Raw genomic sequence first — 21,447 nt, 5'->3', positions numbered from 1 at the left:
CTCACAGCTTCGCCTCCCGACGGCGCAGAATCACCAGGGCGATGAGGCTGACGACGGCGACGAGCACGAACTGGACCATCGACACGGCCGCCGCATACCCCTGGGACTGCGACAGCGTCGTGCCGGATGCCCCGCCAAATCCTTGAACGTAGACGAGGAGTGACAGGACCTGTGTCGATCGATTGTTGGGGCCGGTCAGCACGAACGTCAACTGGTAGCTCTGGAGCGCGTTGACGATGCCGAGCAGCACGTTGGCGGTGATCGACGGTGCGAGCATCGGCACGGTGACCCAGCGGAACCTCTTCCACGGGGTAGCACCATCGATGGCGGCAGCCTCGTACAACTCCTCGGGGACCGCCTGCAGTCCGGCAAGGAAGATGATCACCGAGATGCCGACGACCATCCAGATCTGCACCAGGATGACCAGCGACAACGCGAGGTGCGGGTCGCCGAAGAAGGCGGACTGGGCACCGAACAGCGCGAACAGTGACTTCGCAGGACCACCGCTGACGTTGAACATCAGAGACCACACGAGGCCGGTGACGGTCACGCCGAGCACGGTGGGCATGAAGACCACCGCGCGGTAGACGTTGCGTCCGCGAAGAGGTCTGTTGAGGAGCAAGGCTATGGCGAGCGCCACGACGATCTGCACGACCGTGCTGGCGAACGCGAAGATGACCGTGTTCTGAAGCGCGTTCAGGCTGTCGGGCCATTTCGCGGGCGAGAAGAACGTGACGTAGTTGTCGACGCCCACCCAGTCGACGGGAAGGTAGGGAAGCCCACGCAGGTCGGTGAAGGACACCACGAGGACGCCCACCGCCGGCACCAGGCCGAAGAGGGTCAGAACGGCAAGGCCGATTCCGAAACTGATGCGTACGGGTGATCTTCGGGGAAAAGGGAATGATGTGATGGCCACAATGCTCCTCGTAGGTCGTGCTGCCGGCGGCTGAGACGTCGCCGCCGGCAGCACGACTTACCTGATTGATCAGAACGCAGCTGCCCACGCGGTCTGCGCGGCCTGGGCCGCCTGCTCAGGCGTGCTCGAGCCGAGCGGAGTCAGCGCAGGGTAGTTGAACGGATAGACGGCGTCCTGACCCGCCTTGTTGTTGGCGACCCAGATCTGATCCCATGCCGGCTGGTACTTCGCGGTGTACTGCGCGATCGACTTGAGGAATGCGCTCGTCGAGATCCCCGGCTGGGCCGAGGAGAAGCCGGACTTGCGCAGGAAATCCTTGTAGTTGTCCGCCTGGGAGAAGAACTTCAGCCACGCGATCGCCGCGGTCTGGTTCTTCGACGAGGTCGGCACCGCCAGCTGAAGTTCGATCTTGCCGTTCAGGTAGGCGTTGTCCTTGGCGTGATCAGATCCGGGGAAGGGGAAGTAGCCGATGTCGAACTTCGAGCCGACGGCGGCAGCGATGGTCGGCTCGTTCCACGTGCCATCCGGCGTCATCGCGAAGTCGGACGCTGCGAAGCCGGCCGGGATCGAGTCGTACCCGGCGCCCGCCGAGCCCTGCTGTGCGTTGGCGAGCACGGTCTCGGTCTCGTCGAGCACTTTCACCGGCAGCTTGTCGGTGAGCTTCGCCTCATTCGTCCACAGCGACTTGGCAAGCGCCTGCTTGTCGGATGACGACGGATAGAGGCTTCCCACCGATCCGAGCATCGGGAGCCCCGCGGGCCAGCCATCCTTGCCACCGATGCCGAAGGGAGTGACTCCCTTCGACTTGAGCTCGGCGATCACCTTGGTGAACTCATCCCACGTCGTGGGAACCGACAGGCCGTACTTCGCGAAGATGTCTTTGTTGTAGTAGACGCCGGTCGAGTAGCTCACACCCGTGGGGACGGCGTACTGCTTGCCTCCGATCGACTGTGCTGCCAGCACGGTGGGCGTGTAGTCCTTCATGAACGGCTGCTTGGAGAGGTCGACGAGACCGCCGGCCTTGGCCAGCCGCACGTCGTCAGACTCCGAGCTCTTCGCGTACGACGGCGTCTCCCACATGCTCTTCACCACGAAGAGGTCGACATTGCCTGCTGTCAGCCTGGACGACTTCGTCGCAGGATAGTTGTCGTTCGAGACCGATGAGAGCACGACGTCGACCTTCGGATACTTCTTCTCGAAGGCGGCGTCGATCGCACGGAAAGCCGCATCGGATGCGTCGGCGCTCGAGACGAGAATCTGCAGCTTGCCGCTCGGCGCGCCGTCGCTGGAAGCCGACGAGGTCCCGCCGGAGCACGCCGCAAGCGCGCCGACCGCTGCGATGGCGACTGCCCCAGCGGTCAGTCGCTGCGCCAGGCGCCTGGCTCGCAACTTCTTCGTTGCCATTGTTGAATCTCCTTGTGATCGCGGCACTTGCCGTTGTACCGAAACGTTTCGGTACAGGCGAGCATCGCATGTCTTCGAACGGCACGCAAGTCGGCCATCCAGCCGCGCGAAACGGGGCTCCCGGTGGCTCAGCGCTCAGATCTCGGCCGGAGCAGGGCCGGTCGACTCGCGCACCAAGAGCTCTGCCGGCGGGATCCGCACGTCGGGCTCCGTCTCGCCGTCGATGACGCTGAGCAGCATCTTCGCGGCTTCGAAGCCGATGCGCCGCGGACTCGTCTGCACTGTCGTCATGGAGGGGCGAACGTAGGTGCCGAGCTGGATGCCGTCGAAGCCCGCCACCGAGATGTCGCCTGGAACATCGAACCCCATGTGCTGCGCCTGCGCGATGAATCCCATGGCGGAGAGATCGTTCGCGCAGCAGACCGCGGTGGGACGGTCGTGCAGTCCCATCAGTGCAGACGCGGCAGAGAGGCCGCCGGCGTAGGTGAAGTCTCCGGAGACCACCGGTCCCGGAACGAGTCCGGTGGAAGTCACGGCGTCCCGCCATGCTGCCTCACGCCGCACTGAGTGAATGAACTCCGAGCGTCCCCGCACATAGGCGATGCGCCTGTGGCCCAGTTCGACGAGGTGGGCCACGAGCGCGCGGATGCCTTCGTCGTGACTCTGTCTCACGGCCGGCAGAGGGAACCCGGCCTCGGCATTGACGCCGACCGCCGGCAGCCCGAGCTCCTCTACGAGCCCGACGCGCGGATCGTCGACTTCCAACTCGTTGAGGAAGACGCCGTCCACCCGGCGATCGGCTGCGAGCCGTCGATATCGGTCGAGCGCGCCGTCGGAACTCGCGCTGATCTGAAGGACGAGGGCGTATGCGCGGGCATCGATGCACTCCTCGATCCCGCCGATGAATCCACCGAAGAAGGGGTCCAACTCCAGCACGTCGGGGTCGCGGTGCACGACGAGCCCGACCGCGAACGCACGACGGCCCGACAGGCTGCGGCCCCTGAGTGAGGGAACGAACCCGAGCTCGTTCGCGGTGGCGACGATCCGCTTGCGCGTCTCCTCCGAGACGCCAGGACGATCGTTCAGTGCGCTCGACACCGAGCTGATCGACACCCCTGCGCGTCGGGCGACGTCGACTATCGTGACCCGCCTAGGCAACCCAGGTCCCCCGAATCGGCATGCCCCGACTCTATCGACGAATCATGGTCGGACAGTGCCTTGTCAGGCGTACAGTTCGTCGCCGAGATACTCGACCTCGTGTTCGTCTCGCCTGCCGTCGAACGGGTGGCGCGCCCAGCGCTGAAATGCGCCACCGCCCCCAAGGAGCGCTACACGACTCGCCTCCTTCGGCGGCTCACCATCGTGCGCCGCCGAAGGAGGCGAGTCGGCCATTGTTGTCCACGTTCAGCATCCACTGGCCGACGCCGGACGCATCCCGATCACGACGACGGCCGCGATCGGCATCGCGATGCCGTTTTCGGATGCGCATGCGATCTCGAGCTCGTCACCTGCTCACGCATCAGCGTCCTACTCCGCACGGTTCCGACGTCGGCGGACGAGGACCGTCGTAGTGCCGGCTGCGAGGAGCAGCACGGCCGCAGTGAGCCATCCGCTCAAGTCTGTTCCGGTTCGCGCGAGGCCCTCGGGATCGGCCGAGACACCGGCCCTCGAACTGCTCGAGCCTTTGGTACCTGAGCCCGGCGCAGAACCCGAGCCGTTCGAAGGATCAGAGACGCACTTCGCATCGGCGATCGCGATCGTCTGTCCCGAAGCGATATCGAACGTGCAGGGCGACGGCGACACGACGTCTCCCGAGACTGTCGCGGTCCCGTCGGACGCGCTGAGAGAGATGCTCAGGCGCTTACCCATGCTCGTCAGTCCGGTGATGCCACCGGTCGAACCTGGGAGCCGCAGGACTGAGGCGCCACCCTGGTCGGCGCGATAACCGTTCTCCATCCATACGTTGTCGATGAGGTTCGCGACTCCGAACAGCGATGGGTACACGCTGCGCGCCAGCGGAACATCATCGATGTTGCCGGACGACTGCTGATATACCTCTGCGAAGGTCCCTGTGCGAACGATGTCGCGTGTGAGCGAGTTGATCACGCCATCCGCGTCGCTGACCATGCCGTGATCGAGCAGCCCGTAGACCATGTACATCTCGTCCGGGGCCTTGATTGCGGTCTGTGCGAGACCGGCGAGCTGCTGATTCAGGTCATAGTCCTGGGCAAAACGACTTTGCAGTGCCGTCACGTCGGCGGCGGAGAGCCCCGGAACGTGGAGTCCTGTCGTGACGTACATGGTGAGGCCTGCATCGTCGGGCTTGGAACCGTCGAGATAGTGCTGGTAGACGGTCGACCCATCTGCCGGGAAGAACCATTTCTCGTAGTCCGCGAGCTCGGCGTTCTGGGCTTGTTTGAAGCCGGCGACGTCAGCGGTCTGCCCGAGTGCGTCGGCGATCTGCTGCGCATATCCGTAGTCGACGATGAGTGATGCGACGAATTCGGCGTCCACCTGCGAGGCCGGAGTTCCACCATAGTTCCAGTGCGGGTTCTCCGCCTCCCACGCCAGGTTGCGTTTGACTGCGGCGTACACGTCAGCGAGCTTTTGCCTGTCACCCGTCACCTGATACAAGACCCAGGCGGTCTGCGCCTTGCGCGCAGGGAGGGACTCTCCATCGAGCGCTCCGTCGGAACCGACTGCATCCATGATCCCGTCGAAAGCGTCCCACGCGACATCGGGGTCGACGTAGACGAGGTCCTGCATGCCGAGCAGGGAATCCCAGCTGGCGGATGCGCTGGCTCCCTGCGGTCCACCCATATACAAGGAAGGCTTGCCCGTGGCGATCTGGGCGTGCGACGAGGATTCCGACATCACCGGAAGAACGTTCTGCTCGAGGTCGACGAACGCCTGATAGTACATGGCGCGCACGTCGTCGGCGGTCACACCAAGGTTCTGGACGTCGTGGATCGAGAAATCGGATGGCGCCGGAACCTTGGCGAGATAGGCATTCCAGAACGTCTGACGTGCACTGTCATCGTCGCCGGCCCCCTTCACCGTTGCCGCTGCCTCGGCCTCGGCTTTTGCGGCGGCTGTGTCACCTCCGACGGCAAACGCGATGCCGACCGCGTAGGTCCCGGTGCCGCCCACGTCCGCACTCCAAACACCATCATCAGCGACGGGTGACGCGGTTCCTCCGTCACCGAACTGCATGGCGCCCGTACTCGGATAGAACTCGACTTTCGCCGCGCTGGGAAGTGCGATCGCGATCGTCTCGTGCGACTGCAAGAGCGTGATGACATTCGACGTTGCGTCGTACTGCGCACTTGACGTGTACGACCCGGCAATCGTCAGCGTGCCCTCGCCATCCGCCCCCTCGAGGCCTTGAGCATCGACGAATCGGGTCACGGAGTTCGTGTCGTGGAAGGTGTCGAATCCATCGAGCGAACCCGATGAGAATTTCGCGTCGAACGCCAGTCGATCAGGAAACCACTGATTGCTGTTCGCCGTCGCCGCCGCCCTCGGAGCCGCTCCGGAATGCACTGTCAGGGAGGAGAAGGTGGTGGACGAGCTTCCGCCGGCACTGATCTCGTACAGCTTGACCCAGAACGTGTGCGACCCGGTCCATCCGGTCACGGAGGCGATGTCGAAATCGAAGTGGCCAGTCGCGCTCGAGTCATGCTGCAGCTCCGCGACATCGTTCCCTCCTGCATTTGCCGAATCGTTGAGCTTGATCGCCCACTTGCCGGTCGTCGCGGGCACGTCGACGCTGAGGATCGGGTCCGCTGTGACATCCACCGTGACCTGTCGTGCGACATAGCCGTACCCAGTGCTCGGGACCGACAGCACACCTCCCGACCCCCTGTGGTCAGGGTCACACCGTTGGCGGACTTCGGCCACGACGCGGAGTCCGACGCCGTGTCGAAGGCATCCGCGAGGGCGGGACGGTCGTGAAGGGTGAGCCAGTCGAACGTGGCCGTCTTCCCCATCCCCTGCGATACGTAGAGCTTGAGCGTGAGAGTCTTCGTCCCGCTCCAGCCGCTCAAAGCGGCCAGATCATAGGTGAACGTCCCCGTGGCGTCCGTGTCGTCCTGGATCTTGAGATCGTCGCTGAGCGTCCCATCGTTGGCCTTGAGAGACCAGTCCCCGGTCACGGCAGGCACGTCGACGGAAATCAGTGGGTCGCTGTCCAGATTGACGGTGACTGATCGTTCGATGTCTCCGTAGCCCTTCGGCGCCGTCGATGTCAGGGTGGTCCCCGTCGACGACGACGTGGTCGACACGTCGTGCGCGGACCAGCCAGTGGTGTCGCTGAAGCGCTTGATGAACACGCTCGTGGGTGTCGGATCAGTGCCAGCGCCTCCGGAATTCCGATACAGGCCGAGCAGGTTATCTGCAGAGTCCACGCCACCGTCCACGTAGTAGCCGTAGCCCATCGGCACCGTGGGACCGCTGTCTGGATGCGAGCCGGAATCGGATGTGTGCGTCGGGTTGAGAACGATCCGCGAGCTCGGGAGCGAGAGCCAGCGCTGCTGGTCAGCACCGCTCTGAGTCACCTGCTGAGAGTCGATCGATCCGCCTCCCTGCGCCGCGCCGACGGCGGCCGTCGAAGCCAGTGCCGGAGACGCCGAGGCCATCGATGCCGCGCCGAGAACGACGACGGCTCCGACGATGGCGAGCCGCCGCATCGAAGCCGCGACAAGATCGCGAGATCGGCGGCCGACACTTGAACTGAACCTTGCGGTTTGCACCTCGTCCATGTCTCCTCTTCGAGAATCAACCAGTACCGAAACGTTTCGGCAGATGCAGGGTAGCACGAAGGGAACCGCTGTCCAGACCAGACGATGACGCTATGAGCCCGGATGGACTTCACATCACCGCCCCGAGCTCGCGACGGCGAATACGATGGGTCAAGTCCATCGCCCATCGTCAGCGACAACCGCGCCGCTAGGGCAGCCTCTGCTCGATCGCCGAAACGATGCAGGCAGCACACGCCAGGCGGAGATCACCTCGCTCACACCGCCTCGAACACCGCGGCGATGCCCTGCCCTCCCCCGATGCACATGGTCTCGACGGCCAGCCGCCCGCCCATCGCAGGCAGTTCGTGCGCGAGCGTGGCGAGCATCCTCACCCCCGTCGCGCCCAGCGGATGCCCGATCGAGATGCCGCTGCCGCGCGGGTTGAGCCGCGGATCGTCCGGGTCGAGCCCCCAGTCGCGGGCGCAGGCCAGCACCTGCACGGCGAACGCCTCGTTGAGCTCGATCACGTCGAGATCGTCGAGGTTCGCACCGGCGCGATCGAGCGCCCGACGCACGGCTTCGACGGGGCCGACGCCGAAGCGTCGCGGGTCCACCCCCGCGAGCGCCCACGATCGCAGCCGCAGCGCCGGCTGCAGGCCGAGTTCCGCAGCACGCCATGCCGTGGTCACGATGCAGGCCGCCGCCGCGTCGTTCTGACCGCTCGCGTTGCCTGCCGTGACGGTGGCTTCCGCGTCGGAGCGCGCGAGCACCGGGCGCAGCGCAGCGAGAGCTTCCGGCGAGGTGTCACGACGAGGACCCTCGTCGGCGTCGACCACCACGTCGCCGCGTCGCGATGCGACGGTGACCGGCACCAACTCGGCAGCGAAGGCGCCGGCATCCTGGGCGGCCACCGCGCGCCGGTGCGATCGCAGCGCGAGCTCGTCTTGCTCGCGACGACCGATGCCGTACTCACGACGCAATGTCTCGGCCGTTCCCACATTGCCGTCCGGTGTCGGGTACAGTCGCCCGCCCGCCGTCTCGCGACCGCGTGCGAGTGCGTCGTGCAGCAGGATGCCCGCCGCCGGCACCCCGCGTCGCGCACTCTCCGAATACACCGGAGCGTTGCTCATCGACTCGACGCCCGCCGCGACGACCACATCGCTCACCCCCGTCTGCACCTGCATCGCCGCATCGAGCACGGCCTGCAGTCCCGAGCCGCAGCGCCGGTCGAGCTGATAGCCGGTCACGGTGATCGGCAGACCCGCGTCGAGCGCGGCGACCCGGCCGATCGCGGGCGCCTCCATCGTGGGGTAGCACTGAGCGGCGATCAGCTCGTCCACCGCGGTCGGGTCGATGCCGGAGCGCTCGACGACCGCGCGCACGACGGTGGTCAGCAGGTCGAGCGCGTCCACGGACGCCAATGCCCCGCCCATACGGCCGACCGGCGTGCGCAGGGGGCTGCAGATGACGGCATCGCGCAGTTCGGGCATCCAGAACTCCTTCGTTCGCGGCAGACGTGACGCCCTCCATTCTGTGTCGTCGGCCGATGTGCGGGCACCTCACCTGACACCTCTACGCTGCTGTGGTGTCGCATTCCTCCCACTCCGCCCACTCGCACTTCGGATGGGGCTCCGGCGGCGGTGTGACGACCGCCGATGGCCCCCGGCGAGTGCTTCTCGTGATCCTCGCCGTGCTGGCGGTCGCGACGATCGCGGGGCTGGTCGCCCTGTGGCCCAGCCACGCCAGGGTCGAGCACGCGGAGGCGGGCGCGCCCAAGGTGGCGCACAACGTGACGTTCCCGGTGGGAACGATCGAGATCATCCAGAACAGCTGTCCCGGATATTTCTCCTCGGGGACCGCCGAGCACCTCTCCGGGCCGGGCGACTCGCGCGCCTGCCAGCTCGCCAAGGTACGGGTCGACTCGGGCGACGCAGCGGGCACCTCGATCGTGTTGCCGGTGCTGTGGCCCTATTCGAAGGCCGGGCTGGCGGTCGGCGATCAGGTCAAGCTCATGCAGACGCCCACCCCGAAGGGGGCCGCAGTTCAGTCGGATGCCCAGAACGGTCAGATCGCGTCGGGAAAGGGATCGTCGTTCCAGGTCTACGGCGTGGTGCGCAATCAGCCGATCCTGTGGTGGGTGATCGCCTTCGCGGTAGCGGTGATCGCAGTGGGCGCGCTCCGCGGCGCCCTCGCGCTCGTCGCTCTGGGGTTCGCCGGGGCGACGATCGCGTTCTTCACGCTGCCCTCGCTCATCTCGGGCTCGCCCGGCCTCGCCGTCGGGGTCTGCACCGCGGCGGCGATCATGTTCGTCGTGATCTATCTGGCGCACGGCGTCTCGATCCGCTCGAGCGTGGCGTTGCTGGGCACGCTCGTCGGAGTCGCTCTCACGGCCGGAATCGCCCAGCTGATGGTCGCGACGACCCATCTCACCGGGGTGCCCGACGACACGACGAGCACCATCTCTACCGTGACCTCGGCGATCGACTTCCGCGGTCTTCTCACCTGCGCGATCATCATCGCCGGCCTCGGTGCACTCAACGACATCACCGTGACTCAGGCGTCCGCGGTCTGGGAGCTGCGCATCGCGGCGCCGTCGATGTCACGCGGGCAGCTGTTCGCGTCGGCCATGCGCATCGGACGCGACCACATCGCATCCACCATCTACACGATCGTCTTCGCCTACGTCGGCACCGCGCTGGCTGTGCTCGTCACAATCTACCTCTACAAACGCTCGGTGTTCGACCTGCTCAGCTACGACGACATCTCCACCGAGGTGGTGCGCACGCTCTGCAGCAGCATCGGGCTCATCCTCGCGATGCCCGTCACCACCGGGCTCGCGATCCTGTTGCTGCCGGTGCATGGCACGCAGCGCAGACCAGCGCCCGCAGCGGCATGAGGCGATTCGCTCGTCGACGCACACAGCGGATGCCAGCGACCCGGCGGATCGGCGCTAGCGGGTTTCGAGCCCGCCTCTCAGAGCGGTGGCGTCCAGGTACTGCCGGTCTCTGATGACCTTGCCGGCGTCGTTCACCACGAGAACCTTCGCGTATCGCACCTCGACGCTGCGGCCGGGCACATGCGGAATGACGGTGCGGCCGAAGAGGCGCACGTCGGCTGAAGACGTTCCGGCGCCGATGAGCTCGTAGGCCACTCCTGCATCGGACGTGTAGACCGCCTTCACCTCTTCGCGGTAGTCGGGGAACGCGGTGAACCACGCTCGGCTCCACGCCAGCGTCTGCTCGAGATCGAGTCGGATCGTCGGCGTGAGGTCGAAGCGGTATTCGTCAGCGCAGGTGCGGCGCCAATCGTCCCAGCGCTGCCGCATCCATGCCTCGTGGACGCGTTGTTGCAGCTGCGTCACATCCATTCGTCGCCCCTTTCGATGGTCACGGGTCGGCGAGGCCGCGCGCATCGGGTCTCGCCCGCGTGAACCAGACCGCACTCGCGACCTGCCTGGCACGCTAGTTCTTCAGGTCGACCTGAAGTCAAGAGACGAGTTCAGACAGCACGAGCGCGGGACCGACGCGGAGAGTCTGCCGGTCCGCGTCGAAGCGTCGAACCGCCGGGAGCAACGACTCATCGCAAATCCACAAGAAAATAACGTTCCGGTAACTAGCGCCCCGTTACCTGTTCGTTATAGAGTTCAAGAGCACCGAACGTTTGCTGTGGCGGTCGGTGTGGAATGTGATTGCAGGACACTCTTGGTGCAAGGGAGAGGGCCGGTCGTAAGCCTCTACGACCGGCCCTCGGTCTGTCCGAAGGCGGGTTCGGCGCAGCGGTGAGGCTCACGCCGAAGCGCGACACCGCGCCGATCGGCCTGCTAGACGATCGGAAGCAACCCGCGCTCGGCGAAGACCTTCTTCGCGGCGAACGTCGCATTCAGCGCGCGAGGAAAACCGCAGTAGACCGCCGACTGCAGAAGCGCCTCGACGATCTGCTTCGGGGTGAGCCCGACGTTCAGCGCGGCGTTGATGTGCACCTCGAGCTGCGGCTCGCATCCGCCGAGCGCGGACAGCATGCCGAGGGTGACGAGCTGGCGATCGCGGGGCTCCAGTTCGGGCCGCGAATAGATGTCACCGAACCCCCAGGCCACGACCTGGTGGGCCAGCTCGGGCGAGACGTCGGCGAGCGCATCGACGACGTTCGCGCCGCCGACGCCGTCGATCGCGTCGAGCACCGCCTTGCCCTGCTCGAACCGCTGCTCTCGTTCGGTCGTCTGAGTCATCGTCCATTCCTTCTGTCGAGATGTGTCTGGATTCTCACGTGGGGCACGGCGGCCCGAGACAGAAGGGTAGAAGTTAGAGTGCACTCTAAGTCAAGCTGGTGCAGCAAGAGAACTCCGTGCACCATCGACCGTGATGCCGAGGCGTCGATCACGAACGCCGAAGCGGCGTCAGACCCCCGTCACCGCCACAGTGATGACGAACCCGACGACGCCGGCGACCGCGAGCACGACGGCGGTCCACATCACGGCGCCAGACGCTCCGACTCGAGCGGGATACGTAGGATGACGGTCTTCCATACCCGCCAGGGTAACCCGCGCACGGGCATCCCGGCCCCTCGCCGGCACGCCCGAACCGTGCACACCCCCGTACGCTGTAACGACGTGCTCGCTGCAGGTGGAAGGGGCGCACGGATGGCCACGAAGTCCGCGATCAGCGCATGGGAGTCGCTGTTCCGCGCTCAGGTGACGGTGATGCGCACCCTGAGCAACGAGTTTCCGCGTGACGCGGAGATCAGCCTCACCGAATACGACGTGCTCTTCACCATCTCGAAGCAGGAGGGACGCAGCATCCGCATGCGCGACCTGCGCACGCAGGTGCTGCTCACCCAGCCGAGCGTGAGCCGTCTGGTCGACCGGCTGGTCGAGCGCGGTCTCGTGTCGAAGTGCCCTGAACCGGATGACGCGCGCGGCTCCCTCGTGCGCCTCACCGACGAGGGCTACGAGCTCTACCGCCGCTGCGCCGTGCAGCACGGACGATCGATCATCGACCACGTGGGCAACGCGCTCAGCGCGGAGGAGCTCGCCCAGCTGCAGGCGCTCTGCGACAAGCTGCGACTCTCCGTCGAGCAGGAGCGCCCTGAGCCGTCGGCGCACGCGCGCTGAGCACCATCGCGAGAAAGGCATCCATCATGCAGCAACGCACCATCGGCAACCGCACCGTCAGCGCGATCGGGCTCGGCGGCATGCCGATGTCGATCGAGGGACGCCCCGACGAGAAGCGCTCGATCGCGGCCATCCATGCGGCACTGGATGCCGGTGTCACGCTCATCGACACGGCGAACGCGTACCACATCCACGCCGACGAGGTCGGGCACAACGAGGCCCTGATCGCCAGGGCTCTGCGCGAGTACGACGGCGACACGTCGAATGTGCTCGTGGCGACGAAGGGCGGGCACATCCGGCCGGGCGACGGCACCTGGATCGTGAACGGCAATCCCGACTACATCCGCGGCGCGGCAGAGGAGTCGCGGCGCAGGCTCGGCGTCGAGCGCATCGGGCTGTACCAGTTCCACCGGCCGGACCCCGCCGTGCCGTATCGGGATTCGGTCACTGCGCTGCGCGACCTGCTCGACGATGGCGTCATCGAGATGGCCGGCATCTCCAACGCCAGCGTCGACCAGATCGACATCGCGCAAGACGTGCTCGGCGGGCGGCTCGTCTCCGTGCAGAACCAGTACTCGCCGCGGTTCCGCTCCAGCGAGCCGGAACTCGAGTACTGCACGGAGCTCGGCATCGCGTTCCTGCCGTGGAGCCCGCTCGGCGGCATCGGCCGCAACGGCGCGGGTGAGGGCTTCGAGGCGTTCCAAGACGTGGCGGATGCCCGCGGTGTGAGCCCGCAGGTCGTCACACTCGCGTGGGAACTCGCGAAGGGGCGAGGCGTCATCCCGATCCCCGGCGCATCGCGACCGGAGAGCGTGCTCGACTCGGTCACGGCCGTCGACATCGACTTGACCCCGGAGGAGCTCGAGCGGCTGGGCTGACGGAGCCGCTCCCTCCCGCGGGTCGAGACGCGCGTGGCTGCGCCGCGAGCTTCGAGGCCTGCGGGGATCAGCCTGCGGGCGTAGCCGCCGACCGGTACTCCCGCGCCGCCTCGACGAGGCCGGCGAAGAGGCCCTCGTCGGGCTTCTGCTCGGGATGCCACTGCACGGCCACCGCGAACCGGTCGCCCGAGGCCTCCATCGCCTGGAGCACCCCGTCGTCGTCACGCGCCGTCGCCGTGAATCCCGGATGCCGCGCGACGGCCTGGTGGTGGTGGCTCGCCACGGTGAGCTCGCTCGGCAGGAGGGCGGAGAGGCGGCAGCCCGCATCCACCGCCACAGCGGTGTCGGCGAAGACATTGTCGGAACCCGCGTGCCGAGCGTGGCCGACGACGTCGGGCAGGTGCTGCACGAGCGTGCCTCCAGAGTGCACCGCCATCACCTGCATGCCGCGGCAGATGCCGAGCACCGGGAGGGCGATCGCATCCGCCGCGTCGAGCAGCAGCAGCTCGCTCGCATCGCGCGCGTCGCTCCACGAGCGCACGTGCGGGTCGGGTTCTTCGCCGTAGCGCGCGGGATTCACGTCCTCGCCACCGGCGATGATCAGGCCGTCGAGCGCACCGACGGCAGCGCGCGCGGCATCGGCCGTCTCAACGGGCGGGATCAGCAGCGCAACACCTCCGACCGCGGTCACGGACTGCGCGTAGGCCGCCGGCAGCAGGTCGGACTCCACCCCGCTCCACGTGCCCCACGAGGCCGACGGGTGGTAGGTGGTGATGCCGATGACGGGCATCCTCCGACCCTCTGCTACGGCGTCGGTGCTCATGCGAAGTCGCTCTCCAGCGGGGTGACGTACGCGTGGCTCAGGCCGCCGTCGACCAGGAACTCGCTCGCCGTGATGAAGCTCGACTCATCGCTGGCGAGGAACGACACGGCGTTGGCGATCTCCTCCGGCTCGGCGAAGCGCCCCATCGGGATGTGCACCAGGCGGCGGGCCGCACGCTCGGGGTCTTTCGCGAAGAGCTCCTGCAGCAGCGGGGTGTTCACCGGCCCTGGGCAGAGCGCGTTCACCCGGATGCCCTTGCCCGCGAACTGCACGCCGAGCTCGCGCGTCATGGCGAGCACGCCGCCCTTCGACGCCGTGTAGCTGATCTGCGAGGTCGCGGCCCCCATCACGGCCACGAAGGATGCCGTGTTGATGATGGATCCGCCGCCCTGCTCGAGCATGTAGGGCAGCACCGCCTTGCAGCACAGGTACACGCTCGTGAGGTTGACCTTCTGCACGCGATCCCACGCCTCGATGCCGGTCTTGAGGATGGAGTCGTCGTCGGCAGGCGAGATGCCCGCGTTGTTGAACGCGATGTCGACGTGGCCGTAGGTCTCCTTGGCGTGCGCGAACAGCGCGTTCACATCGTCGGCATTCGTCACATCGACGCGCACGAACGAGCCGCCGAGCTCCTCGGCGATGCGCGGACCGTTCACGGTATCGACGTCGCCGATGACGACGATGGCGCCCTCCGCGTGGAACTTGCGGGCCGTGGCAAGGCCGATGCCGGAGCATCCGCCCGTGATCACGCCGACCTTGCCGTCGAGTTTGCCTGTCATGTGGGTCTTCCTTTGCTGCTGTGTTGTCGAAGGTCGGATCGGCTTTCCGTCACGGAACAGGACATGCGGAGAGCGGCGACGGATATGTCGTCGCCTGACCGCATGTCCTGTCCCGTGACAGAGGCACGGGGTCAGTCGGCGGCGATGAACACGTTCTTCACCTCGCTGAAGGCGTCGGGGGCGTCCGGCCCGAGCTCGCGGCCGAGGCCGGACTGCTTGAAGCCGCCGAACGGCGTCCAGTAGCGCACCGACGAGTGCGAGTTGACCGACAGGTTGCCGCTGTCCACGCCGCGGGCGACGCGGAGCGCGCGGCCGACGTCGCGGGTGAAGATGGACCCGCTGAGGCCGAAGTCGCTGTCGTTGGCCTTGGCGATGGCATCAGCCTCGTCGTCGAACGGCACGACGGCCACGACCGGGCCGAAGATCTCCTCGCGCCAGACCGGGTCGGATGGCCCGCGCGGCACCACAACGGTCGGCGGGCACCAGAATCCCCCGCTCGTCGCAGGTGCCGACCCGGCGAACGCGACGTCGGCGACATCCACATACGACTGCACGCGCGCCTGCTGGCCGGCGGAGATGAGCGGCCCCATCTGCGCGTCGGACAGCGCAGGGTCGATCACGCGGAAGTCGCGCACGGCGGGCTCGAGCAGCTCCATGAACCGGTCATACGCGCTGCGCTCGACGAGGATGCGCGAGCGCGCGCAGCAGTCCTGCCCCGCGTTGTCGAACACCCCGGCGGGCGCCGCAGCCGCCGCAGCGTCGAGGTCTGCGTCGGCGAACACGATGTTCGCGCTCTTGCCGCCGAGCTCGAGCGTGACCCGCTTCACCTGGGCCGCGCAGCCGCGCATGATGCCCTTGCCCACCTCGGTCGAACCGGTGAAGCACACCTTGCGCACCAGAGGATGCGTCACGAAACGCTCACCCACCACCGAGCCGCGGCCCGGCAGCACGGTGAACACGCCCTCGGGGATTCCCGCCTCGAGCGCGAGCTCGGCGATGCGCATCGCGGTCAGCGGCGTGAGCTCCGCCGGCTTGAGCACGACCGTGTTGCCGGCCGCGAGCGCCGGCGCGAATCCCCACCCGGCGATCGGCATGGGAAAGTTCCACGGCACGATGACGCCGACGACGCCGAGCGGCTCGTGGAACGTCACATCGAGTCCGCCCGCCACCGGGATCTGCCTGCCGAAGTGCCGCTCGGGCGCCGCGGAGTAGTAGTTGAGCACGTCGCGAACGTTGCCCGCCTCCCAGAGGGCGTTGCCGACGGTGTGGCCCGAGTTGAGCACCTCCAGCGCCGCGAGCTCGTCGAGGTGGGCGTCGACCTGCGCCGCGAAGGAGCGGAGCAGACGTGCCCTCTCGCCCGGGGCGACCTCGCGCCAGGAGGCGAAGGCTGCGTGGGCGCGCTCGATGGCGGCATCCGTCTCCGTCAGGCCCGCGAGCGGGAGATCGTGGAACGCCTCGCCCGTCGACGGGTCGCGCAGTGTGGTGGTGCCGCCGCCCGAGTACCGCGAGGCGGGAACCCCGGATGCCGGCGGCAGGTGCAGCATCGTGTCGGCCACGGCTCAGAGCCTCTCGAAGCCGCGGCGCAGCTCCCAGTCGGTGACCGCGGCGTCGAAGGCCGCGAGTTCCACGTCGGCGTAGTTGAGATAGTGGTCGACCACGTCGTCGCCGAACACCTCGCGGGCGATCGCCGAGGCGGCGAGCGCCTCGCGCGCCTCACGCAACGTGCTGGGCACGCGCGGCGCCCCAGCGGTGTAGGCATTGCCTGCGGTCTCGGGCTGCAGCGGCAGCTCGTGCTCGATGCCGTACAGGCCGCCGGCGAGCATCGCCGCCAGCGCGAGGTACGGGTTGACGTCGCCGCCCGGCAGGCGGTTCTCCACGCGGGCGCCCGCTCCGTGGCCGACCAGCCGCAACGAGCACGTGCGGTTGTCGATGCCCCAGGCGATCGCGGTGGGCGCGAACGACCCCTCGGCGAACCGCTTGTACGAGTTGATGTTGGGCGCGTAGAAGAGCGTGAAGTCGCGCATGGTGGCGAGGATGCCCGCGATGAAATGGTCGTAGAGCGGCGTGCGGGAGCCGGTGGCGGCATCCCAGAACACGAGCTCGCCGTTCTCGCCGCGCAACGACATGTGGATGTGACACGAGTTGCCCTCGCGCTCGTTGGGCTTCGCCATGAACGTGATCGACTTGCCCGTCTGCGCCGCGATCTGCTTGGCCGACAGCTTGTACACGGAGTGGTTGTCGGCCGTCGTCACGACGTCGTCGTAGAGAAAGGCGATCTCGTGCTGGCCGAAGTTGCACTCGCCCTTGGCCGACTCGGGGTTGAGGCCCGCCTCGTACATGGCGTTGCGGATGCTCCGCAGCAGCGGTTCCACCCGGCTCGAGCCCAGCAGTGAGTAGTCCACGTTGTACTGGTTGGCGGGCGTCAGCCCGCGGTAGGCGCGGTCGAAGGCATCCTCGTAGCTGTTGTCGTAGACGACGAACTCGAGCTCCGTGCCGGTGAACGCGTTCCAGCCGTGCGCGGCGGCGCGCTCCGCCTGACGCTTGAGGATGGAGCGGGGCGACACCGTGGCGTCCTCGCCGTCGGTCCACGCCAGGTCGCACTGCACGAGCGCCGTCTTCTCCTGGTGCGGGAGTCGCCTGATGGTGTTCCAGTCGGGCACGAACTCCATGTCGCCGTAGCCCTTCTCCCACGACGAGATGGCGTAGCCGTCGACCGTGTTCATGTCGACGTCGACGGCGAGCAGGTAGTTGCATCCCTCTGTGCCGTGCTCGACGACCGTGTCGAGAAAGAACCTGGCATGCAGGAGCTTGCCCTGCAGCCTGCCCTGCATGTCGGTGAAACCGAGGATGACGGTGTCGATCTCGCCCAGCTCGATCTGCTCGCGCAGGGTGTCGAGGGTGAGCATCCGCTCGTTGCGAGGATGCCCGGCCGCGGGCATCCCTTCCGCGCGGCTCGTGCTCGTGCTGACGGTGGTCACGGGTGAAGTCCTTTCAGCAGCGCCGCCGTGGCGTCGCAGTGTTTCTCCATGGTGGTTCTGGCGGTCTCGGCGTCGCCTTCGACGATCGCGCGCACGATGCGCGCGTGCTGCTCGTCGGAGCTGACGATGTTGGCGGCGAGAAACGGGATCTCGGCGAGGTACTGGTGCACCCTGGTCTGCACCCAGCCCACCGCCTTGCTGAGCTCGGCGGAGCCGGCGACCGACGCGATGGCCAGATGCAGTCGGGCATCCGCCTGTCGATAGAGCTCCGGCTCACGGGCGTTCTCGAAGTCGGCGAGCGCGTCATCGAGCAGCCGACGCTGCTCGACGGTCACGACCCGGGATGCCGCCGCCTGGCACGCCCCCGGCTCGACGACCTTGCGGAAGACGACGAGGTCGTCGAGCTCCTCGTGCGACGGGATGGCGGATGCCGTGGCATCCGTCCGTGGCCGGGCCGCCCCCGCGGGCCCGACCACGGACCCCCACCCCGCCCTCTCGTCGTGGTCACCATGCCGGCCGCTCGCAGCGCACTGATCGCTTCCCGCACTGTGGAACGGGAAACGTTCAGCCGCGTCGAGAGCTCGCGTTCCGTCGGCAGCTTGTCGCCTGGGCGGAACACACCGAGCTGGATGGCCGAGCCCAGCTGCTCGACACACGACTCGAAGGCCATGTGGTCGCGCACGGGCTGCAGCACTGCGTCGACGAGAGGGAGGTCTGTCATGGTCGTAACGGTATGCGCCGACTCACTCCTCGAGCAGCGCGTCGGCCGGCTTCGTCAGATGCTCGGCCTCCTCGCGGGTCATGAAGTGCTTGCGCCCTCGCGCATACCAGAGTGCGATCGCGATGATCGCCACGACGACGACCGCGATCGGCGAGTAGTTGAACGTGTCCACCGTGATCGGCGTGGCCGGCGGCAGCACGAACAGGATGCAGATGAAGATCACCCAGACCACGGCGATCCAGCCGATGATCGGGCTCCACTTTCCGAGGTGCCACGGCCCCGGCTCGAACGCCTTGCCCTGCAGCCTGCGCAGCAGCACCGGTGTGACGTAGGCGATGTACAGGCCGATGACCGCGACCGAGGTGACAGCCAGGTAGGCCGTGTTGTTGAACAGCGCGGGCGTGGTCAGCAGGATCGACAGCACCACGCACAGCCACACCGAGTTGGTCGGGGTGCCGGTGCGTGTGTTCACCTTCGACCACCAGCGCGACCCGGGAATGGCGTTGTCGCGTGAGAACGCGTAGCTCATGCGCGAGTTCGCGGTGACGGAGGCCATGCCGCAGAAGAACTGCGCGCCGCACACGATGAAGAGCAAGAACTTCGCCATCGTGGGGTTGTTCAGCGCGTCGAGGAAGATCTGCGCGGGCGGAAGGCCGGTGCTGGATGCCGCGAGCTTGGTCAGTCCCGCGTTCGAGCCGTCCTGAATGGCCGCGGTGATCGAGTACAGCAGGATCCATCCGCCGATGATCGAGATCACGACGCTCATCACGATGCCCTTGGGTGCCGACTTCGCCGCCTGCTTCGTCTCCTCCGCCACGTGAGCGGAGGCGTCGTAGCCGGTGTACGTGTACTGCGCCATGAGCAGACCCATGAGGAAGACGAAGGGAGCGAACGAGAAGCCGGTCTCGTTGTGCCACGCGGTCATGGTCCAGCTGAAGCTCTGGTGGTGCGTCGGCAGAATCCAGAGAACCGCCACGATGACGAGCACGCCGACGATGTGCCACCACGCCGACACGTTCGACAGCAGCGCGACGAGCTTCACGCCGAACGTGTTGAGCAGGCCGTGGATGACGATGAGCACGATGAAGGTGAGGAACGTGCTGAGCGCGGTGGGGGTGATGCCCCAGACCAATGCGGCGAAGGCGTTCATCGTGGCGGCGGCGCCGTAGTCGATGGCCGCGGTGACGGCGACCTCGCCGAGGAAGTTGAACCATCCGACGAACCAGGCCCACTGGCGCTTGTTGCGCTTGGCCAGGCGGCCGGCCCAGAAGTAGAGGCCGCCGGCCGTCGGGTACCGCGAGCAGACCTCGGCCATGGCTAGCGCGACCATCAGCACGAAGACGCCGACGAGCGGCCAGCCGATGTTGATGGCGCTCGGACCACCCGACTTGAGGGCGATCGAGTACGACGTGATGCAGCCGGCGAGGATGGAGATGATCGAGAACGAGACGGCGAAGTTGGAGAAGCCGCTCATTCCACGATGCAGCTCCTGCTTGTAGCCGAGCCTCGCGAGCTCGGCGGCATCGTCGTCGATGACCGCGTCGACGGCGGCGGGGGAATCCGGATCTGCCGGTCCTTGGGCGAGGGTGTCTTCTGTCATGACGGGTGTCACAGCCAATCGGGTCGGTGGTGCGGGTCGATGGAGCGTGAAACGGATCGAGCGCGCGGCGACGCTGCCGCGCGGGGTGCGCGCCACCGAGGCCAAGGCATCCAGAACCCGTCGTCGGCGACGTGTTGACGGCGATTCTGGCCCCATCACCGCCCGAGTGTCAATGGTCGGACGTTAGACCTTTGATATGAGCAGGAGGCCGTGTGGCACGCGGGCGGGAAGGCATCCGCCCAACCGCCCCCTGCTCCCCTATGGTGTGAGCCATGACGGACGCCTCGGTCCCCGGACCCGATTCGACCAGCGATGTTCCCGAAGCCGCACAGGCGCACAGCGACGCGGATGCCGTCGCCCTGAAGGCCCACGAAGCGGTGCCGTCCCGCACGTTCTGGGCGAACCTCAACCAGCCGTTCGCGCTCGGCTTTCTGATCACGCTCGGCGGCCTCGCCGCCATCGTCATCGGGTTGGCCGTCTCGAGCCTGTCGACGATTCTCATCTACATCGGCTTCGCGCTGTTCGCCGCGCTCGGGCTCGATCCCGTGGTGCGCAACCTCGAGCGGCACAAGGTGGCACGGCCGTGGGGAATCGTGATCGTCTACGGGGCCTTCGCCGTTCTGCTCGTCGGCGTGCTCTGGCTGATCATTCCGACCATGGTGACGCAGATCTCCAGCTTCATCACGAACATCCCCGCGACCATCACGAAGTTCCAGCACTCCGACTTCTACGACTGGCTGCAGAGCAACTTCGGCGACCAGGTGTCGTCGATCACCGACCAGATCAAGGACTTCCTCGGCAACCCTTCGAACATCGCCGCCATCGGCGGCGGCGTGGTGAAGGTGGGCGTCACGATCGGCTCGGTCATCTCGGGACTCATCATCGTGCTCGTGCTCAGCCTCTACTTCCTGGCGTCGCTGCCCTCGATGAAGGTCGCCTTCGCCAGGCTCGCGCCCGCTCGCAACCGCCCCACGGTGTCGTCGATGATCGAGCAGATCTCGGGCGGAATCGGCGGCTACCTCGGCGGGATGGTCGTGCTCGCGTTCTTCAACTCGATCGTCGCGGGCCTGCTCTACCTGTTCCTCGGGCTCCCGTTCCCGCTGCTGATGGCTGTCGCGGCGTTCTGCATCACGCTCATCCCGTTGGTCGGTTCCGTGCTCTTCTGGTTCGCGGGCACGATCGTCGCGCTGTTCAGCAGTCCGCTCGCCGCCCTCGTGTTCGCGATCATCTATCTCGTCTATATGCAGATCGAGGCATACGTTCTCACGCCGCGCGTGATGAACCGGGCGATCTCCGTTCCCGGGTCGCTCGTCATCATCGGGGCGCTCGTCGGCGGCACGCTGCTGGGGCTGCTCGGAGCGCTCGTGGCGATTCCGGTGACCGCGAGCATCCTGCTCATCATCAAGCAGATCTTCATCCCACGCCAAGACGCGAAGGTGTGACCACCCACACTCACACCACTCCCACGTGCCCACGGCCGTACCAGCTTCGGCGTGCCGAAA

At 66.8% G+C, this 21,447-nt stretch carries 18 protein-coding genes and 1 pseudogene; 4 read left to right on the top strand and 15 right to left on the bottom strand.

The window, feature by feature from the left end; genetic code table 11:
* Nucleotide 1: 1 nt before the first annotated feature.
* The 5 genes from FPZ11_RS15840 to FPZ11_RS15820 all read right to left on the bottom strand — a co-directional run bounded on the left by FPZ11_RS15840 (nucleotide 2) and on the right by FPZ11_RS15820 (nucleotide 8,549).
* A complete protein-coding gene (locus FPZ11_RS15840; protein WP_246846303.1) occupies nucleotides 2-916 on the bottom strand; it encodes a carbohydrate ABC transporter permease in 915 nt (304 codons plus the stop codon).
* Nucleotides 917-985: 69 nt separating this feature from the next.
* A complete protein-coding gene (locus FPZ11_RS15835) occupies nucleotides 986-2,320 on the bottom strand; it encodes an ABC transporter substrate-binding protein (RefSeq protein ID WP_146322048.1) in 1,335 nt (444 codons plus the stop codon).
* Between the two features lie 135 nt (nucleotides 2,321-2,455).
* Nucleotides 2,456-3,418: a LacI family DNA-binding transcriptional regulator gene (locus FPZ11_RS15830; RefSeq protein ID WP_246846302.1), complete on the bottom strand. Its 963-nt coding sequence runs from the start codon at nucleotides 3,416-3,418 to the stop codon at nucleotides 2,456-2,458.
* Between the two features lie 429 nt (nucleotides 3,419-3,847).
* On the bottom strand, nucleotides 3,848-6,118 hold the full coding sequence (locus FPZ11_RS15825) for a hypothetical protein (protein WP_146322046.1): 2,271 nt from the start codon (nucleotides 6,116-6,118) through the stop codon (nucleotides 3,848-3,850).
* Nucleotides 6,119-7,334: 1,216 nt separating this feature from the next.
* A complete protein-coding gene (locus FPZ11_RS15820) occupies nucleotides 7,335-8,549 on the bottom strand; it encodes an acetyl-CoA C-acetyltransferase (RefSeq protein ID WP_210415896.1) in 1,215 nt (404 codons plus the stop codon).
* A 95-nt stretch (nucleotides 8,550-8,644) separates the two neighbouring features.
* Between FPZ11_RS15820 and FPZ11_RS15815 the strand changes: the two genes are divergently transcribed.
* The gene (locus FPZ11_RS15815; protein ID WP_146322045.1) at nucleotides 8,645-9,955 is read left to right on the top strand and encodes a YibE/F family protein; all 1,311 of its coding nucleotides are present in this window, start codon (nucleotides 8,645-8,647) and stop codon (nucleotides 9,953-9,955) included.
* 54 nt (nucleotides 9,956-10,009) lie between these two features.
* Here FPZ11_RS15815 and FPZ11_RS15810 read toward each other — a convergent pair whose 3' ends face one another.
* From FPZ11_RS15810 to FPZ11_RS20135, 3 genes are all read right to left on the bottom strand, one after another.
* A complete protein-coding gene (locus FPZ11_RS15810; RefSeq protein ID WP_168203872.1) occupies nucleotides 10,010-10,426 on the bottom strand; it encodes an ester cyclase in 417 nt (138 codons plus the stop codon).
* A gap of 453 nt (nucleotides 10,427-10,879) precedes the next feature.
* On the bottom strand, nucleotides 10,880-11,284 hold the full coding sequence (locus FPZ11_RS15805; protein WP_146322043.1) for a carboxymuconolactone decarboxylase family protein: 405 nt from the start codon (nucleotides 11,282-11,284) through the stop codon (nucleotides 10,880-10,882).
* A 168-nt stretch (nucleotides 11,285-11,452) separates the two neighbouring features.
* A complete protein-coding gene (locus tag FPZ11_RS20135) occupies nucleotides 11,453-11,581 on the bottom strand; it encodes a hypothetical protein (protein WP_302849653.1) in 129 nt (42 codons plus the stop codon).
* A 114-nt stretch (nucleotides 11,582-11,695) separates the two neighbouring features.
* On the opposite strand from FPZ11_RS20135, the gene FPZ11_RS15800 reads away from it, so the two are divergent.
* On the top strand, nucleotides 11,696-12,166 hold the full coding sequence (locus tag FPZ11_RS15800; RefSeq protein WP_146322042.1) for a MarR family winged helix-turn-helix transcriptional regulator: 471 nt from the start codon (nucleotides 11,696-11,698) through the stop codon (nucleotides 12,164-12,166).
* Nucleotides 12,167-12,192: 26 nt separating this feature from the next.
* Nucleotides 12,193-13,044 carry an aldo/keto reductase gene (locus tag FPZ11_RS15795; RefSeq protein WP_146322041.1) on the top strand — a complete coding sequence of 284 codons (852 nt, stop codon included), beginning with the start codon at nucleotides 12,193-12,195 and terminating at the stop codon, nucleotides 13,042-13,044.
* Between the two features lie 67 nt (nucleotides 13,045-13,111).
* On the opposite strand, the gene FPZ11_RS15790 is transcribed toward FPZ11_RS15795, so the two are convergent.
* The 7 genes and pseudogenes from FPZ11_RS15790 to FPZ11_RS15760 form a co-directional block, all read right to left on the bottom strand.
* A complete protein-coding gene (locus tag FPZ11_RS15790; protein ID WP_210415895.1) occupies nucleotides 13,112-13,867 on the bottom strand; it encodes a gamma-glutamyl-gamma-aminobutyrate hydrolase family protein in 756 nt (251 codons plus the stop codon).
* Complete coding sequence (locus tag FPZ11_RS15785; protein WP_146322040.1) at nucleotides 13,864-14,646, bottom strand: 3-oxoacyl-ACP reductase; 783 nt, start codon at nucleotides 14,644-14,646, stop codon at nucleotides 13,864-13,866. The genes FPZ11_RS15790 and FPZ11_RS15785 overlap by 4 nt, the downstream gene beginning before the upstream one ends.
* A 131-nt stretch (nucleotides 14,647-14,777) precedes the next feature.
* Nucleotides 14,778-16,190 carry an aldehyde dehydrogenase family protein gene (locus FPZ11_RS15780; protein ID WP_146322927.1) on the bottom strand — a complete coding sequence of 471 codons (1,413 nt, stop codon included), beginning with the start codon at nucleotides 16,188-16,190 and terminating at the stop codon, nucleotides 14,778-14,780.
* A 15-nt stretch (nucleotides 16,191-16,205) separates the two neighbouring features.
* Nucleotides 16,206-17,585 carry a glutamine synthetase family protein gene (locus FPZ11_RS15775; RefSeq protein ID WP_146322926.1) on the bottom strand — a complete coding sequence of 460 codons (1,380 nt, stop codon included), beginning with the start codon at nucleotides 17,583-17,585 and terminating at the stop codon, nucleotides 16,206-16,208.
* 35 nt (nucleotides 17,586-17,620) lie between these two features.
* On the bottom strand, nucleotides 17,621-18,100 hold the full coding sequence (locus tag FPZ11_RS15770; protein ID WP_146322039.1) for a FadR/GntR family transcriptional regulator: 480 nt from the start codon (nucleotides 18,098-18,100) through the stop codon (nucleotides 17,621-17,623).
* Nucleotides 18,101-18,156: 56 nt separating this feature from the next.
* Nucleotides 18,157-18,294 (bottom strand): annotated as a pseudogene (locus FPZ11_RS19975) (FadR/GntR family transcriptional regulator); the annotation flags it as partial.
* 73 nt (nucleotides 18,295-18,367) lie between these two features.
* Nucleotides 18,368-19,945 carry an amino acid permease gene (locus FPZ11_RS15760; RefSeq protein ID WP_146322037.1) on the bottom strand — a complete coding sequence of 526 codons (1,578 nt, stop codon included), beginning with the start codon at nucleotides 19,943-19,945 and terminating at the stop codon, nucleotides 18,368-18,370.
* Between the two features lie 272 nt (nucleotides 19,946-20,217).
* On the opposite strand from FPZ11_RS15760, the gene FPZ11_RS15755 reads away from it, so the two are divergent.
* Nucleotides 20,218-21,387, top strand: a complete 1,170-nt coding sequence (locus tag FPZ11_RS15755; protein WP_146322036.1) for an AI-2E family transporter — start codon at nucleotides 20,218-20,220, stop codon at nucleotides 21,385-21,387.
* The last annotated feature ends 60 nt before the right edge of the window (nucleotides 21,388-21,447 follow it).

This window comes from Humibacter ginsenosidimutans, assembly GCF_007859675.1.
Classification (GTDB): Bacteria; Actinomycetota; Actinomycetes; order Actinomycetales; family Microbacteriaceae; genus Humibacter; species Humibacter ginsenosidimutans.
The sequence above is the reverse complement of the archived record's forward strand: the minus strand, read 5'-3'. Positions and strand labels throughout refer to the sequence as shown.